Source organism: Kitasatospora sp. NPDC097691 (assembly GCF_040302665.1).
Taxonomy (GTDB): domain Bacteria; phylum Actinomycetota; class Actinomycetes; order Streptomycetales; family Streptomycetaceae; genus Kitasatospora.
On the sequence record NZ_JBEORY010000006.1, the window covers coordinates 47513 to 62269 of the forward strand.

Annotated in this window: 12 protein-coding genes; 4 read left to right on the forward strand and 8 right to left on the reverse strand. The window is 72.8% G+C overall.

The window, feature by feature from the left end; all coding sequences use genetic code 11:
• The first annotated feature begins 115 nt into the window (after positions 1-115).
• A complete protein-coding gene (locus tag ABTY56_RS06145) occupies positions 116-835 on the forward strand; it encodes a DUF2278 family protein (protein ID WP_350627033.1) in 720 nt (239 codons plus the stop codon).
• A gap of 142 nt (positions 836-977) precedes the next feature.
• On the opposite strand, the gene ABTY56_RS06150 is transcribed toward ABTY56_RS06145, so the two are convergent.
• Entirely contained in the window at positions 978-1661 is a 684-nt protein-coding gene (locus tag ABTY56_RS06150) for a lysophospholipid acyltransferase family protein (RefSeq protein WP_350627035.1), read from the reverse strand.
• 335 nt (positions 1662-1996) lie between these two features.
• Between ABTY56_RS06150 and ABTY56_RS06155 the strand changes: the two genes are divergently transcribed.
• Positions 1997-2452: a helix-turn-helix domain-containing protein gene (locus ABTY56_RS06155; RefSeq protein WP_350627037.1), complete on the forward strand. Its 456-nt coding sequence runs from the start codon at positions 1997-1999 to the stop codon at positions 2450-2452.
• Between the two features lie 65 nt (positions 2453-2517).
• Here the strand turns inward: ABTY56_RS06155 and ABTY56_RS06160 are convergent, their stop codons facing one another.
• Together ABTY56_RS06160 and ABTY56_RS06165 are read right to left on the reverse strand one after the other, a co-directional pair.
• Positions 2518-3120, reverse strand: coding sequence for a ClpP family protease (locus ABTY56_RS06160; RefSeq protein ID WP_350627039.1), 603 nt, complete (start codon positions 3118-3120; stop codon positions 2518-2520).
• 1 nt (position 3121) lies between these two features.
• Complete coding sequence (locus ABTY56_RS06165) at positions 3122-3760, reverse strand: ATP-dependent Clp protease proteolytic subunit (RefSeq protein ID WP_350627041.1); 639 nt, start codon at positions 3758-3760, stop codon at positions 3122-3124.
• A 461-nt stretch (positions 3761-4221) separates the two neighbouring features.
• Between ABTY56_RS06165 and ABTY56_RS06170 the strand changes: the two genes are divergently transcribed.
• The gene (locus ABTY56_RS06170; protein WP_350627043.1) at positions 4222-5394 is read left to right on the forward strand and encodes a glycosyltransferase; all 1173 of its coding nucleotides are present in this window, start codon (positions 4222-4224) and stop codon (positions 5392-5394) included.
• A gap of 26 nt (positions 5395-5420) precedes the next feature.
• Here the strand turns inward: ABTY56_RS06170 and ABTY56_RS06175 are convergent, their stop codons facing one another.
• A complete protein-coding gene (locus tag ABTY56_RS06175) occupies positions 5421-5984 on the reverse strand; it encodes a hypothetical protein (RefSeq protein ID WP_350627045.1) in 564 nt (187 codons plus the stop codon).
• 84 nt (positions 5985-6068) lie between these two features.
• Between ABTY56_RS06175 and ABTY56_RS06180 the strand changes: the two genes are divergently transcribed.
• A complete protein-coding gene (locus tag ABTY56_RS06180) occupies positions 6069-7115 on the forward strand; it encodes an HD domain-containing protein (protein WP_350627047.1) in 1047 nt (348 codons plus the stop codon).
• A gap of 162 nt (positions 7116-7277) precedes the next feature.
• Here ABTY56_RS06180 and ABTY56_RS06185 read toward each other — a convergent pair whose 3' ends face one another.
• The 4 genes from ABTY56_RS06185 to ABTY56_RS06200 all read right to left on the reverse strand — a co-directional run bounded on the left by ABTY56_RS06185 (position 7278) and on the right by ABTY56_RS06200 (position 14747).
• The gene (locus ABTY56_RS06185; RefSeq protein WP_350627049.1) at positions 7278-8318 is read right to left on the reverse strand and encodes a hypothetical protein; all 1041 of its coding nucleotides are present in this window, start codon (positions 8316-8318) and stop codon (positions 7278-7280) included.
• Between the two features lie 73 nt (positions 8319-8391).
• The gene (fxlM, locus tag ABTY56_RS06190) at positions 8392-10467 is read right to left on the reverse strand and encodes a methyltransferase, FxLD system (RefSeq protein ID WP_350627051.1); all 2076 of its coding nucleotides are present in this window, start codon (positions 10465-10467) and stop codon (positions 8392-8394) included.
• A 15-nt stretch (positions 10468-10482) separates the two neighbouring features.
• Entirely contained in the window at positions 10483-11742 is a 1260-nt protein-coding gene (locus ABTY56_RS06195; protein WP_350627312.1) for a lanthionine synthetase C family protein, read from the reverse strand.
• On the reverse strand, positions 11742-14747 hold the full coding sequence (locus ABTY56_RS06200) for a lantibiotic dehydratase (RefSeq protein ID WP_350627053.1): 3006 nt from the start codon (positions 14745-14747) through the stop codon (positions 11742-11744). The genes ABTY56_RS06195 and ABTY56_RS06200 overlap by 1 nt, the downstream gene beginning before the upstream one ends.
• Between the last annotated feature and the right edge of the window lie 10 nt (positions 14748-14757).

The following is a 14757-nucleotide window of genomic DNA, read 5'->3' on the forward strand; positions in this document are numbered from 1 at the left end:
CCGACGCGGCCCGCAGGCGGGAGCTCGCGGACGGCAGGCGGCCGAGTCGACACGGCATCACACGCACGGCCGGTACCCACTGGGTGAGGGCGGCGTCGGCCCGGATCCTGGTGACATGCCCCTCCCCCTGTACGGCGTGGCCGCCGGCACCTTCCACTCGTTCACCCGGGACCCGTCCCACCACTTCGGGCACTGGTACCACGGCCACCTCGCCCTCGCCACGCCCGACGGCCTCTGCCCCACCGCCCTCGACGTCGACGCCCCGACCGACGTCGGGGTCTCCTACCGGCTGGTGGACGACCTGACGGTGGACCACATCGCCTCCGTCCGGGCCCTGGCCGACGGGTTCCACCCACTGGCCTCCGCACCCGACTCCGGCGCACTCGACTACGCGCGCAGCCCGATGCTCCAGGACACCGCGTGGCTCGCCGAGCCGGCGGCGCTGTTCCGCAAGGCCCGCCTCGCCCTGACCCGCCCCGAGCCCGGCTCCCCCGCGTACGGACCGGACCTCGCCGACACGCTGGCCGCCGCCCTCCCGCTTCGTGCCTTCCCATGGGTGAGCAGCGACGGCGACAACGCGCTGGACGTCCTGCTCCCGCACGCCCAGGCCGCGAGCCGGATCTACGTCTTCGGACAGCGCTTCGTCGACGGGCTCGGAGTCCACGACGTCCACCTCAACCAGGGCGACCCGGTCGGCAGCCCCTGGTACCCGGACAACGGGACCTGGCAGGACGGCGCCGTGGTGTGCGAGCACTCCGACGGGCGGGTGGTCGTGTGGCAGATCAAGTTCAACACCCAGGTCCTCACCACGGACGACGCCGGCCACCCCCACTGACGTCGGCGCAGCACCGACGGCCCACGACCGCACACGCCACGACCGCACACGCCATGACCGCACACGCCATGACCGTCGGCCGACACCACCTCCGCGCCGCTCCGGCGCCGCGCCGCTCCGGCGCCGCTTCCCGACGTCGTGTTCAGGAGGCCCGGCCGGTGGCCCGCCCGCCCGGGCCGGGGGCGCCGGACAGGTGCCGCTCGGCGGCGTGCCAGGCTTCGGTGACGGCGCGGTGGGCGGCGGCCGTCGCCTCGGCGATGTCGCCCTCCAGGTGGAGCGGGGCACCGAGGTGGACGTGCAGGGCAGGGCGCCGCAGTGGGGCGGTGGCGAAGCCCGCGAGCTGTTTGGCGGTGCTGCCGGAGGTCAGGCGGCGGGCGCCGCACTGGCCGAGCGGCACCACGGGGGCGCCGCTCGCCGCCGCGAGCCGGGCCAGACCGGTACGGAAGGCGCCGGGCTGCGCGTCACCGGAGTCCCGTCGCTTCGGCAGGCCGCCCTCGCCGTAGATCAGCACGACCCGGCCGGCCGCGAGCGCCGCCGCGGCGGAGTCGAGGGCGGCGGCGGCCCGGGCCGTCCCGCGGTGGACGGGGATGTGACCGCCCGCCCGCAGCACCCCGCCGAGCACGGGCACCCGCCACAACCCGGCGGTCGCCATCACCACCGGCTCGGTGCCCACCCTGCGCAGTGCCGCCAGCACCACGCCCGGATCGGCGAGCGAGCTGTGGTTGGCGGCGACGATGCTGCCCGGCGCGACCGGACCGGCCACCTCACAGGTGACGGACAACCGACCGAGGACGGGCACCAGGGCACCGGCGATCCTGCTGAGCATGGGCGGGGCTTCCTTCCTGACCTGCCTGGCCTCCTGGCCTGCCGGTCCTTCCCGGCCTGCCTCGCCTTCCCCGGCGTGGCACCGCCATCCTCGCCGGGCACCGCCACCGGCCGCCTGAGTAGCGGTACTCAGAACCGGACCGGGTAGGGCCGGGTGCGGACCGGGTACCGACCCGGGAGCGCGCCCACGCGCGGTCGTTGCCGCCGGCGGTCCTGGGTGACATCGAGCGGGTGCGACGGTTCGGCGAGGCGACCGGCGGCCGACGCCCGCGCGGCTTCACCCAGGGCAGAACGCCGCAGTCTTCCCACGGCGCCTCAGATCCCTAGGCTGAAGGGGTGAGCACTCATGCGCCGAACGAAGCCCGCGTCATCCCCCTGCGCCGGCAGCCCTCGCCGCCCGCGAGGCCTGCCGACGGGGCTGCCCGCGCCCCGCAGCGGCCGGCCGGAACCCCGACCGAGCCTGCGCCGAGGGAGCCGCTGTGGCGCGACCTCGTCGGTGGTGTGCTGCGACGCGAACGGCTCGCCCAGGAACGCACGTTGAAGGACGTCGCCGAGGCGGCCCGGATCTCGATGCCGTACCTGTCGGAGCTGGAGCGCGGCCGCAAGGAGGCCTCCTCGGAGGTGCTCGCGGCCGCGGCCCGGGCCCTCGGGCTCGGCCTCGGCGACCTGCTCTCGCTCGCCCAGGACGACCTGGCCCGGTACGCCCGGAGCCGTACGCCCCGGTCCGGCCGGACGGGCCTGGGGCGCACGTCGCCCACCGCGCAGTACGACGGGCTCTGCCTCGTCGCCTGACGGTCGGCGAACCGGCGGCCGGTACACCCCCGTCGTACCGGCCGCCGACCACCGTCCGTGCCGACTCAGCCGAACGCGAGCCGCCGGCTCAGCACCTCGTCGGCCAGCCCGTAGGCGACGGCCTCCTCGGCGGTGAACACCTTGTCCCGGTCCATGTCCGCGCGCAGCGTCGCCGCGTCGTGGTGCGTGTGCCGGGACAGGACCTCCTCCACCTGCGCGCGGACCCGGACCATCTCCTCGGCCGCGAGGCTGAGGTCGGAGACCGTCCCCTGCCGGCCGCCGCTGGCCGGCTGGCCGAGCAGCACCCGCGCGTGCCGGAGCACGAACCGTCGCCCGGGGTCCCCGCCGGCCAGCAGCACCGCCGCCGTGGACGCCGCCTGGCCGACGCAGAACGTGGAGATCGGCGCCTGCACGAACGTCATCGTGTCGTAGATCGCCATCAGTGAAGTGAACGATCCGCCGGGCGAGTTGAGGTAGATCGAGATCTCGCGCTCCGGGTTCTCCGACTCCAGGTGCAGGAGCTGCGCGATGACCACGTTGGCGACGCCGTCGTCGATCTCGGTGCCGAGGAAGATGATCCGCTCGTTCAGCAGCCGGCTGAAGACGTCGTAGGACCGCTCGCCCTGCGCGGTGCGCTCGATGACGTAGGGAACCGTGTACGAGCCCATGTCACAGCCCCATCCGTCGGCGCGAGACGGCCGGGCGGATGTCGGCGAGCGACTCCACCACCCGGTCCACGATCCCGTACTCCTTGGCCTGCTCGGCCGTGAACCAGCGGTCGCGGTCGCCGTCCCGGGCGATCGTCTCCTCGCTCTGCCCGGTGTGTTCGGCGGTGATCCGCTCGATGGCCTTCTTGGTGTACTGCAGGTTCTGCGCCTGGATGACGATGTCGGCGGCACTGCCGCCGATGCCGGCCGAGGGCTGGTGCATCATGATCCGCGCGTTCGGCAGCGCGAGCCGCTTGCCGGGCGCCCCCACGGCGAGCAGGAACTGGCCCATGCTGGCGGCGAACCCCATCGCCAGCGTCGAGACGTCGTTCGGGACGAGCCGCATGGTGTCGTAGATGGCGAGGCCCGCGGTGACCGACCCGCCGGGGCTGTTGATGTACAAGCAGATGTCGGTGTGCGGGTCCTCCGCCGACAGCAGCAACAGCTGTGCGCACACCCGGTTGGCCGACACGTCGTCGACCTGGGTGCCGAGCAGGACGATCCGCTGGGCGAGCAACTGCGCCGCGAGCTGGTCGTCGAAGCGGCTGGGCGGTGTGCCGCCCTCGTCCGCGCGGGGCGGGAGCGTGCCGAGTGCAGTCATCTGATCTCCTCGGTCGAGGCTGGGGATTCCGTCGCTCTCCACCCTCGCCCCGGGACGGCCCCCGGGTACGGCTTCTCTGCCCGCCGCAGATTCGCCACGGGCAGAGCCGACATCCGCCCCCCGACCGCGCCCGCACCGAACCGGGCCCCGCACCGACCGACCACGCCCGCGACGTGCCCGGACGGGCAGGCGGCTTTGCCCTCACGGCAGCCGCAGGGCCCTGGTGGCTCGTCCACGGACTTGCTCTACTGCCTCCAGGCACCCACCCACGGCGCTCACGACACCCACTCGCCCCGGGCACGATCGAGGAGAACCACGCGATGCGCGAACACGTCACCGGGGCGCAGCGAACGGCACCCGTGGAGCGGGGAGCCCAGTCGGCGCGGCGCAGGCCGACCGTACCGGCGGCTCCGGCGGTGTCGGCGGGGCTCGCACCGGGCAGGCCGCGGAGCCCGGGCGAGGTGACGGCCCTTCAACGGTCGGTAGGCAACGCGGCGGTGGCCCGGATGATGGAGCAGGAGCGCCACGAACAGCGCCATGCGCACGGTCCCGGCTGCGCGGCCCAGCACGGCCCCGCCGTGCAGCGGGCCCCCCTGAACCTGACCCGCGAGGGCCAAGGCGAGGCGGGGCGGCAGCCGTTGGACTCGGACCAGGCCGACGACGTCTTCGACTACGCCCTGACCTCGCTCGCGAAGGGGAACCACGAGGCGGTGGAGCTGCTCCTGAAGCGGCTGGCCGAACTCTCCCCCGTGCCCGCCTACCTCGACGACCTGCGGAAGGCGGTCGCAGGCAACCATCCCGACGACCGGCCCAGGATCCCGCCGGAGGTCCACTTCATCTGGATCGGGCAGCCGATCAGCAAGACCGCGCTCGACCAGATCGTCAGCTGGGCCGCGAAGGCGCAGAACTCCGACTGGAGCATCAACCTGTGGACCGACCGGAACAGCACCTGGCGCGCCGGTGACACCTTCCGCGTCAAGCTGACCGGGAAGCTGAAGTTCCGGAGCATCGAGGACGCACTCGACGACCGGGTGCGGGAGATCTACACCACCGCCACGACGGGGGCGGCCAAGGCGTACCCGCTGGCCTCGGACATCGCCCGCTACAGCATCCTGAAGAAGCACGGCGGCGTGTACGCCGACGTGGACCTGGGCTCGGGGGACATCGACCTGCAGCGGACGAAGCCCCAGCTCCGGGCCACCGACGTCCCCGTGCTCGGCCCGCTGATCCGCGACTCGAACAGCCTGCAGGGCACCCTCGACATCGCCGGGGCCGGGAACGCGGCCGGTCTGCCCGTCGGCGACCAGGTCCGGATCGCGGCCCAGTACCTGTTGGACACCGGCGGCTACGGCAACCACTTCATCGCCGCGCAGAAGAACTCCGCCGTGATGGACAAGATGATCGCCAAGGTGGCCGCCGACGTCTCCGACATGGACGCCGAGGAGTTGCACATGGTGGGCCCCGCGGCCACCGGCCCCTTCGGGCTCATCAAGGTGGTGGACCGGCACCTGAGCGAGGAGTTCGGCGTCGAGAGCCTCCAGACCGGCGAGCACAGCCTGTTCCAGGCCGCGGGACGGCAGTTCCACGAGCACGTCCAGTGGCTGACCACGGAGAGCGAGAACCAGGACTACTGAGGGTCGTACGGACCGGGTCGCCTGCCTCAGCCGATCGTCGGCGACGGCTCCACCGGTGGCGGCTCGGACGAGTAGCGGGCCCCCTGGGCGTTGAAGTGGGCCAGGTGGTACGTGACGCCGTCGAGCTGCAGCTCCAGCGGCGGAGGATCGGTGACCATGTGCGTCCGGGTACGGTCGCCGTCCACCCGGGCCGCCATCTTCGGGGTGTTGAAGGACCGCGCCCAGCTCTCCGCCTGCTCCCGCGACCACAGGAAGCGGGCGCCGTACACCTTCTCCTCGCCGGGCTCCGCCTCCGTCAACGCCCGCACCAGCGCCGGACTGTAGACGGCGCGGACCCGGAAGTTCTCCAGGAACCGGCTCTGCAGCACGATCCGCAGGTAGCGACGGCTGTTCCGCCGGTGGCGTCCGGCCACGATGACGTTCTCGCCGCCGTCGCCCCAGGCCGGCGGCGCGATCCACACCTTCGCCCCCGGCGCGAAGTGCCGCAGCCCGCTGCGGATCTCCAGCCCGGCTTCGCCATGGCTGGTCTCCCGAGCGACATTGGCCACGAGGCACACGCCCAGCGGCTCCGGTCCGGTTGCGTCCGTCATGGCCCCATGATCGCCCGGCACGGGCACAGCAGCACAGCCGGTTTTCCTGGGCCGGCTCCACGGCGCCGCCCCTAGGGTGACCTGATGGACAACCAGATTCAGGGCCCGGAAGAGGAAACCGCACCGCCCGTCCCGACCAACGTCGTGGGCCTGGCCTCCGTGTTCACCGACCCGCTGTGGCGGATACCCGTCCGCCTGACCCCCGTGGAGGTGGACCTGCTGCGCACCGAGCCGCTGCGGCGGCTGCACTTCGTCGCGCACGGTGGCGCCTCGACGCTCAGCACCCTGCAGTCGTACTCCAGGCTGGAGCACACCCTCGGTGTCCTCGCACTGGTCGCACACTTCCGTCCGGACGACGAACTCCTGCGGATCGCCGCGCTGGTGCACGACATCGGCCACCTGCCGCTGAGCCACACCTTCGAGGGCGTCGCCGGCCTCAACCACCACACCATCGGCCTGCAGCTGCTGCGGACCGGTCCGATCCGGCCGGTGCTGCAGAAGCACGGGATCGGCACCGAGGCCGTCGTCGGCGCCCTCGGCGGTCGGCTGCCCACGCCGCTCACCGGCCACTCCGGGCTGCTGAGCCTCGACCACCTCGACTCCTACGTACGCAGCGGGCGCGCCGCCGGGCGGCTCGACACCGACCCCGCCGTCCTGCTGAGCCGACTCGACATCCGGGACGCCGCGGTGTCGGCCGACCCCGCGACGGCCGCCGGACTCGTCCGCCTGATCGACGCGGAAGCACGGCTGCACACCTCCTGGGACAACGTGGGCCCGGTCTCGGTGGTCCGACGCCTGGCCCTGCGGCTGCTCGACGACACGGCTCACGACCCAACCCTCGACCCGGCCCGGCTCGCCCGGCTGACCGACCCGCAGCTGTGGTCCGCCTTCGACGCCTGCACCGCCACCCGGGCGGAGAGCGCCATGATCCGCTACGAGCCGCACCGGCTGCGGGTCACCGTCGGCCACACCCCCGCGGACCGCACCGGCTGGGACTTCGCCCTGCGCAAGATCTACACCTCCGCCCCGCTGGTGGACGGTCAGCCCATCGAGACGGCCGCACCCGAACTTGCCGCCGAACTGGCCGCCCTGCAGTCACTGCCCACCGAGTTCCACGCCCGCTGGACCTGAGCGCCACCCCCGTCGGGCCACCCGGCCGCGCCCGGAACGAGTCGACGGGGCGGTCTCGGCCGGTTGGGTCGCGGCACCCACGTGATCGCCTCACCATATGGGCTTCAGGAAACCCGAGTTCGGACTGGTTCACAGACGGGCAGCGTCTGATGACGGTGTTGTTCAAACGGGACTACCACCCGGCGAACCCGGACCGGACGGGAAGCTTTCGATCACCTCGGAGACACTGCTCAGAGCTTCCTCCAGCTGCTCGCGGAGGGCGGTGGGCAGGGTGCCGGAGCCCAGCGCGCAGGCGGCGAAGACGCGTTCGAGCGCGGCAGTCCGGTCGGGTGCGAGGTGGTCGCGGGCACCCCGGTGGACGAGGAGGTCGCGCAGTGCGTAGCCGTCGCCGGATTCATCGGTTCGCCTGGCCAGGTGCAGTACGAGGTTCCGGGCGGCCGGTGTGTCCGGGGCTGAGGCGTCGAGGGCTGTGAGGGCGAGACGGGTGGTGAACACGGCCAGGCCCGCGCCCATGTCAAGGGCGAGCCAGTGGCCGATCGCCTGCGCGGTGACGTGCTGGTCACCTGGGCGGCACACCGCGGTCAGCGCCGCGGTGACGGCGTTCTCCCACGGGTCGCCCGGCTCGGTCTCGGCCAGAAGGGCCAGGGCGGCGGGGTAGTCGCCGGTGGTGGCGGCGGCGAGGACGGCGGTCTGCCGGCCGTCAAGGATGCGCAAGCCGATGCCGTGGTGTTCCTCGATGTGGTGCAGGGCCTCGCCCCAGCGTCCGGCAGAGGTGAGGGCGCGGGTGGCGTCGGCAATGATGACCCGCCACAGCCACTGGCGGACCTCACCGCGCTGCTCGTCGGTCTCGGTGAGGCGAGCCGGGACTGTGATGCCGTCGAGCACCGTCTCGGTGGCGGTGGTGACGGCGCGGTAGAGGTCGAGGAGGAGCCGGTGGCCGCGCTCGTGCCGGCCCGCACGGATGTGGAGGCGGGCGAGGTTGACGATCGGTTCGAGTCCCCGGACGGCGCCCGTTGCCGGGAGCGGGCCGCGGGTGAGGTGGAGGGCGGCATGGCGGTGGCACAGGGCACGGGCGTAGCCGGGCAGGGCGAGGTCGGAGGCGAGGAGGGCCGCCTGGTTGAACACGGTGGACGCGAGGCCCGGGTCGGCCTGCCGGACGGCCGTGCCGGCCAGCTCGCAGAGCCGGCCGACACGGGCGTTCAAAGGCAGGCACGCAGGCCGGTGGCGTGCGACCAGCGGGAAACGCTGGGCAACCGGACCGGTCGGGTGCACGTGGTCACTCCCAGATGACGGTGATCGGGCGGTCGGGGCGCTCCAGGACGAAGCGGCCGGCGGCCGGGTCTGCGGTTGCCGGGGTGTCCGGGAGTTCGATGCGTACGGGCCGGGCGCGGAAACCGGTGTTCCAGACACGGATCTGCTCGGCGACGAGGTCGGCTAGGGCGGCGCCCGCCGGGCCGTGCCCCACCACGCCGGTCTCGTAGGTCCTGCAGCCGTTGGCGTCGGGCTCGCCCGGGCGCAGGGTGAGGTAGGCGAGGGAGCCCGCGTCCACGGTGGCCATGGCGCCCCAGCCGAACATCGGGGTGACGCCGCGTTCGCGGGCGGCGCCGGCGACGCTCATCCGCATGAGGGAGTTCGGGAGGGTGAGGGCCAGCCAGAGATCCTGGTACTCGTAGGTGGTGCCGGCCGGGATGGCCACGCCGGTCCAGGTCTCGTGGCGTCCGCTGTCGAGGACGCCCATCAGCGGCTCGGCATCGACTGCCTCGCGCTGGTCCTTGTGGACCTGGAGGGTGACGTCGCCCTCGCCGGTAAGGTGGATGACGCGGCGGGCGTCGTCCATGCTGCCGCGCAGCGGCATGAAGACGGCGAGCTGGTGGTCGACCGACACCCAGCGGTCCTCGCCGCGCTCGAACGCGATGATCCGGCTGGCTGTGCCGCGCAGGCGAAGCGGTAGCACGATACGACCGGCAGGCTTGATCTGCTGGAGCCAGGCGGTGGGCATCTCACTGGTGCTCACCGTGGCGATCACCCGGTCGTACGGGGCACCGTCCGGGTGCCCGAGAGCACCGTCGCCGAGCACGACCTCGACGTTGGTGATGCCGGCGTCGGCGAGGTGTTTGCGGGCCCCGTCCACGAGGTCCTCGTCCACGTCAACGGTCACCACGTGCCCGTCGGAACCGACGATGTGACCCACGTAGGCGGCGTTGACACCGGTACCCGCTCCGGCCTCGAAGATCTTCTCGCCGGGCTGCGGGTCGAGCTGTTCGAGCATCAGGGCGACGATCGCCGGTTGGGAGGCTGCGCTGATCTGTGTGCCGGAGCCGTCCGTCTTGGTGTAGTTCGGGTTGTCCGTGTAGGCGGCCTCCAGCGGGAACCCGGGCAGGAACGGCTCGCGGGGCACAGCCCGGAAGGCGGCCTCGATCGCGCCGGTGCGGATGGCGCCCTGGTCGAGCAGGCGGGTGGTGAGGGCGCCTCGCAGCTGCTCGGCGGAGCCGGTCGCGTTGCTGAGAGTAGTCATGTCGGTGACCCCAGTGGTTGTGCGGATGATGGAAGCCGAGGGCGCTGGGCCCCCGCCGGAGTGGAAAACGGCCTCCAACGCCCTTGTCGCCATGGCGGATTGGTGGTCCACCGGCAGGCCGGCACGGTTGGCGTGGAAGACGATGTGGTGCGCGAGGACAGCGCGCAGCCCGCGGGTGAGAACACCGTCGCGGGCAAGGTGGGCAAGGTCCTGGCCGGCCTGCTGGAAGGCGTGGACCCAGCTGCCGTGGTGGGCGAGCGGGGCGGTGTCGCGGGTGAGTGCCCAGGTGTCGAGGCGCATCAGGTGGTTCATGGCTGCGGTCAGGGTTGCGGCCCGCACGGGTGACACGGGCGCGGGAGCATCACGGAGCATGGCGAACTTCCCCCAGACGTCGCCCTGTTCGTACCAGTCGAGTCCGGCCGCACGGAGCATGGCGGAGACGAGGACGACGACGGTCTCGGACCGGCCGAGCGCGGACGGGCCTGGCTCGACGGCCCGGGCCATCAGGTGCTTGCTGTCGGTGTGGAAGAGCCGGTGGGCGACTTCCGCGGCCTCGGAGCCGCCGAAAGCATGGGCCTCCGGCTCGTAGATCACGGTGGTCCACCTCTTGACGAGCCCATCCTCGACGAGCCTGTCCAGTAGTGCGGTGACGGCGGGTTCGGGGGCGTCGGCGCGGTAGCGCAGCCGCAGGCCCGCTTTGCGGATGTACCACCAGTCTTCCAGCGCTCCGCTGTGCTGGGCGGCGTTGAGCACGGGGGCGAGGAGAGCGGCGGAGCGTCGGTCCATGGCTTCGCGGTCGTTGGGCGTCAGAGTGTGCTGGATCCAGCCGGTGGTCATCGGATCGGTCCTCGGTCAGGCAGTCAGGAGGCAGGTGTCCCAGAGGGTCGCGGGGAGGGTGCCGGAGGCGGGGGCGAGCAGGGCGAGGGCGGTGCCGGCCGCACCTTCCAGGAACGCGGGTCCCTCCGTTGCCAGGAGGCGACATGCCTGCTCATCGGGGTCGGCGTGCGGCGGATGGATGGTGTCCAGGAGCAGGTCGGTGGCCGCGTGGAGCCGGGCGGCGTTGCGCGGCGTGGCGTCGGCGGCGGCGCGGTGGGCGATGTGGGCGAGCCCGCCGTAGCCGTGGCAGGCCGACAGGCCGGTGGTCGCGGCGAGCACCTTGGCGTCCACCAGCGTGGTGGCGAGGGCGTTCTCGGCGTCGTGGCGCAGACGGGGGTCGTCGAGGGCGAGGGCGGCAAGTTGCAGGGCACGCGCGATACCGGCTGTGCCGTAGCACCAGCTCGGCCGCTGCGGCGGCAGTGGCCTGCGGTGGGGATCGCTCAGCTGTGCAGCTGTGATCCAGTACGGCCAGGCGTGTCCGTCACGCCAGCGCTCCAGCCAGGCCAGGATGGTACGGACCGCCTCCCGCTGCCCGTCAATCTCGACACCGTGCCGCAGTGCGAGGGCGAGCAACGCCAGCGGGCCCGCGATTCCGTGTGCCACGCCGGTGTTGGCGTGCCCGTTCGGGAACCGCTCGTCCGGCCTTCCGGACGGTCCGCTCGGGGTCCACCAGCCCGGCAGGGCCTCGCCGTTTTGCCCGTTGATGTCCTCGGTCAGGCGAACCAGGTAGCCCAGGACCCGCCGGATCGTCCCGCCGTCAGGCGCCCGGCGCAGGAGCACGGCGCCGACGCCGGCCAGGCCGCGGATGGCGTCGAACTCGGCGAGCTCCGGAAGGTGGCCGCGGTCGATCCGGGCATGCGCGTCGTCGCAACGCTGGACCACATCGGCGATGACCGCTCGGTCGAGGTGGGCGAGGGCACGGCGGTAGGAGCCGGGGCGCGCCTGGGCTGCACAGGCCAGCGCGTGCGTGAACGCAGGTGCGCCGTAGTACAGATAGCTGTCCGAACCGCTCGTGACCGGGGCGGCGGCCGAGACCGACAGCCAGGCACGGGCGGTCTCCCACGGGCCCCGGCCGGTGGCGGCGCGTTCGATGTGAAGCAGAGCGATGCCTGGAGCGCCGTGTGCGAGGGATTGCCGCCACTGCGGGCGGGACGTCCACGCCTTCGGGGCATCGGCCGGTTCGGCCAGTAGTTCGGCGATCCGGTCGGACAGTTGGAGAGCGGGGTGCGGGATGATCACTGGTCACCGTCCCGGCAGAGACGGGCGAGAGCGGCGGCGCGCGCCAGGTAGAGGATCCGGGCCTCGTCGTCGAAGTCGATGCGGTGCGCGCGGACGTAGGAGCAGTGCAGCAGGGAGCCGAGGACGTCGTCCGCGTCCACGCCTTGTGTGTGCGGACCGGGGAAGTACCGGCGGTAGGAGCCGAGGGCATGGTGGCGGCCCGCCCAGGCATCGACGATCGCGTTGCACGCGGGCTCGGCACGCAGCGAAGCCCAGTCGCGGGCCGGGTCCGCGAGACGTACGGCCTCGCGGAACACCGGCCGGGGCACCGCAGTCGGAGCCTTCGCAGGGATGTTGTCGACGAGCCAGTGCAGCCCTGCGGTGGTTGAGCCGGCGAACCCTGCCGCGATGGCCACCGCATGAGCGGTGAGCAGCGTTCGCCGGTCAGGCAGCGCGGGCCTGGACAGCTGGGCGAGGACGGCGGCGGAGTCGGCGCGGAAGACCTCCTCCGCTGCTGCCCAGGCCGGGCCACCACCCCAGCGTCCGGTCTCGGTGTAGGAGGTCGGGTACACGACCTCGGACAGCAGGCCGGCCTGACAGAGCTCGGCGCTCCACGTGCTGATCACGGCGGCGGCGGGACCGAAGGCGTCCGGGTCGGGCAGAGCGATGCGCAGCCGCAGGTGCTGGCGCGGGTCGCGGAAGCGCACGAACCACCATTTCGGGTGTCCCAGCCGTGCGAGGAGGTCGGGCAGGTACAGGGCCAGGACGGTGTCCTGGCGTTCCAGGTCGCCGTAGAAGGAGGCGAGGAGCACGCGGGAGATGCCTGGTGCGTCGCCGTGGCCCCGCTGCAGGATCCGGGCCGGGGTGGGCTTGGGCAGGCGTGGCCAGGCCGGGGGGCGGGTGGCGGTGACCGGGATGACGATCTCGTGGGCCCGCCCGTCGGCCCAGCCGAGGTCGGCCGGGTCGGGCTCCTCGACGAGGACTGCGTACGGCGCGGAGCGCAGGTGGTCGCGCAGGAGGGCCCGGTGGCCGGGATGGTGGAGGTCGAGCGGCAGGCCCTGGCTCTCGGCGGTCAGCATCACGTGCCGCGGTGCCCGGCGTCGCGTCAGCCACATGGTGAGGGCCGCGCTCCACTGCCGCTGCGGGGCGTTGCCGGCAGGGAGTTCGGCCGCGGTGAGCCGCCAGGCGGCCGGGGAGAGAATGACGCGCCGGTGCCGCAGCCGGGGCCGGAACGGGAGTAGGTGAACCGAACCCCAATCGAAGCGGGTGACCTGCGCCGCCTGGCTGCGGGACAGCTCGGTGATCAGCCGGGCGAGCGGTGGGGTGTGCGTGCGGAGGTTCAGGGCGTGGGTGGCAGCGGCCTCGACCCTCACGCCGAGCGCCGGAGCCGCCAGGTACATGCGCCGCCCGTCGCAGCCCACCGCCAGGTCCTGCGGACCGAGGATGCCATCGGTAGCGGGGCGGTGTTCGGCGAGGCTGATCACCATCTGGCCGGTGGCCGCGCTCCGGGCGACGTGTCCGGTCGTCGCGTCCAGCGGCGGGTACGAGAGCTGCGCGGTGATGGTGTGGCCGTCCATGGTCGGGAGGTTCGTCAACACGTCGGTGAACGCCACCCGGTGCTCGGGGTCGAGGAGGTGGAGGAAGCGGCCGACGGAGACGCCGGCCGCGCGGGACGCCGACACCACCTCCAACCGGAAGTCTCCCCGTTCGAGGGCCTGCTGGGAGCCTGCGTGGAGGCGGGCGAGGATCTCCAGATGCGGGGGCAGACGCAGTTCTGCCGGGCCCAGGTCGAGTGCGGTGATCAGTGCCTCGTCGAGGACGATCTCGCGCTCGCCGTCGAGCGCGGCTCGTTGGGCGAGGGCGGCAAGCAGCTCATCGCGATCGTCGAAGCGCGATCCTTCGGCCGGCCGGGCGCCGGGGTAGCCGTCGGGCCAGCCGATCCCGCTGTCGGCCACCATGTCGAGCAGCGGCACCAGGGCGCCGCGGCCGTACCGCTCGTAGAACCTCTGGTGGTACGCCCGCCACGACGCCGTGCCGTAGGGAGCGGCGCTCAGCCGGGCCAACAGCTGGGCGGCCCGGGCGGCGTCGTCCGCCACTGCGCGCGGGAGAACGAGGTTCGCGTCCAGCCGCAGGTCGACGGCCGACGCAGGACGACTTCCCTCGGCGGTACGGAGGTCCGCCAGGACTTCGGCCGCCTCAGCGATCTGCTCGGCGTCGACGCTGTTCAGAGCCGTCAGGAGGTGCCCGAGGGGGTCGGGGTCGGTCGCCGGAGCACGGAGGTTCGTGACGAGTACCCGGTGGGCGACCAGTTCGGACAGGGCACTGGTGACCTGCTCTTCGGTCGTGGTGGGGAACTCGGCGCGGACCTGGTCGGCCAGGTCCTGGAAGCCGAGCGGAAGTCGGGCGCTGGTGAGCGCGACGGAGACGAACCGGGTGTGGCGCAGGGTCGTCTCGCCGGTGGCCGTGCCGCCGGACCGTTCGACCGGCTGGTGCGGGACGACGAGGCGGTCGCCTCGCACCTGGACGACGTTGTTCACCATCACGTCCAGACGCGCAAGCAGGGTGGGACAGCGCTCCAACTGCCCGATCGCCCTCGCGAGCCGGGATGCCGAGACGCGGGTGACGACGCGGTGCCTGTCACCCCACCGCGTGTCACAGGCCGGTCCGAACCATGCTGCCTGCACGCCGGCGAAGTACCCGAACGGCGTGGGCCGGCCGGCCGCGCGCACGAGGTAGCGGGCGGTGGAGGTCGCTGCGCGCAGTACTTCGCGCGAGTCGGGGTTCGGCTCGGCGATCAGTTGGGCGACGCGATCGGCGAGGGCCGGGCCCGCTACTTCGAGTGCCTGACCGAGCCGAGCGTCGGCCCAGACCGTGCGCAGCCACTGCGCCTGTTGGTGGGCCGCAGCGGGGCTGTCGTCGTCGAGGGCCGGCCAGCTGGGAACCGGCAAGGACGGGTGGGCGACGGCGCGCACGAGCGCAAGATCAGCGGCGCGGTAGGAGATCGTGGGAGCGGGTGGGCGCATGACGGCGGAC

Bases quoted from the DNA above. Each gene is read 5' to 3' on its own strand.
- ABTY56_RS06145 (WP_350627033.1), top strand. From the start codon at position 116: ATGCCCCTCCCCCTGTACGGCGTGGCCGCCGGCACCTTCCACTCGTTC.
- ABTY56_RS06150 (WP_350627035.1), bottom strand. From the start codon at position 1,661: ATGCTCAGCAGGATCGCCGGTGCCCTGGTGCCCGTCCTCGGTCGGTTG.
- ABTY56_RS06160 (WP_350627039.1), bottom strand. From the start codon at position 3,120: ATGGGCTCGTACACGGTTCCCTACGTCATCGAGCGCACCGCGCAGGGC.
- ABTY56_RS06165 (WP_350627041.1), bottom strand. From the start codon at position 3,760: ATGACTGCACTCGGCACGCTCCCGCCCCGCGCGGACGAGGGCGGCACA.
- ABTY56_RS06175 (WP_350627045.1), bottom strand. From the start codon at position 5,984: ATGACGGACGCAACCGGACCGGAGCCGCTGGGCGTGTGCCTCGTGGCC.
- ABTY56_RS06180 (WP_350627047.1), top strand. From the start codon at position 6,069: ATGGACAACCAGATTCAGGGCCCGGAAGAGGAAACCGCACCGCCCGTC.
- fxlM (WP_350627051.1), bottom strand. From the start codon at position 10,467: ATGACCACCGGCTGGATCCAGCACACTCTGACGCCCAACGACCGCGAA.
- ABTY56_RS06200 (WP_350627053.1), bottom strand. From the start codon at position 14,747: ATGCGCCCACCCGCTCCCACGATCTCCTACCGCGCCGCTGATCTTGCG.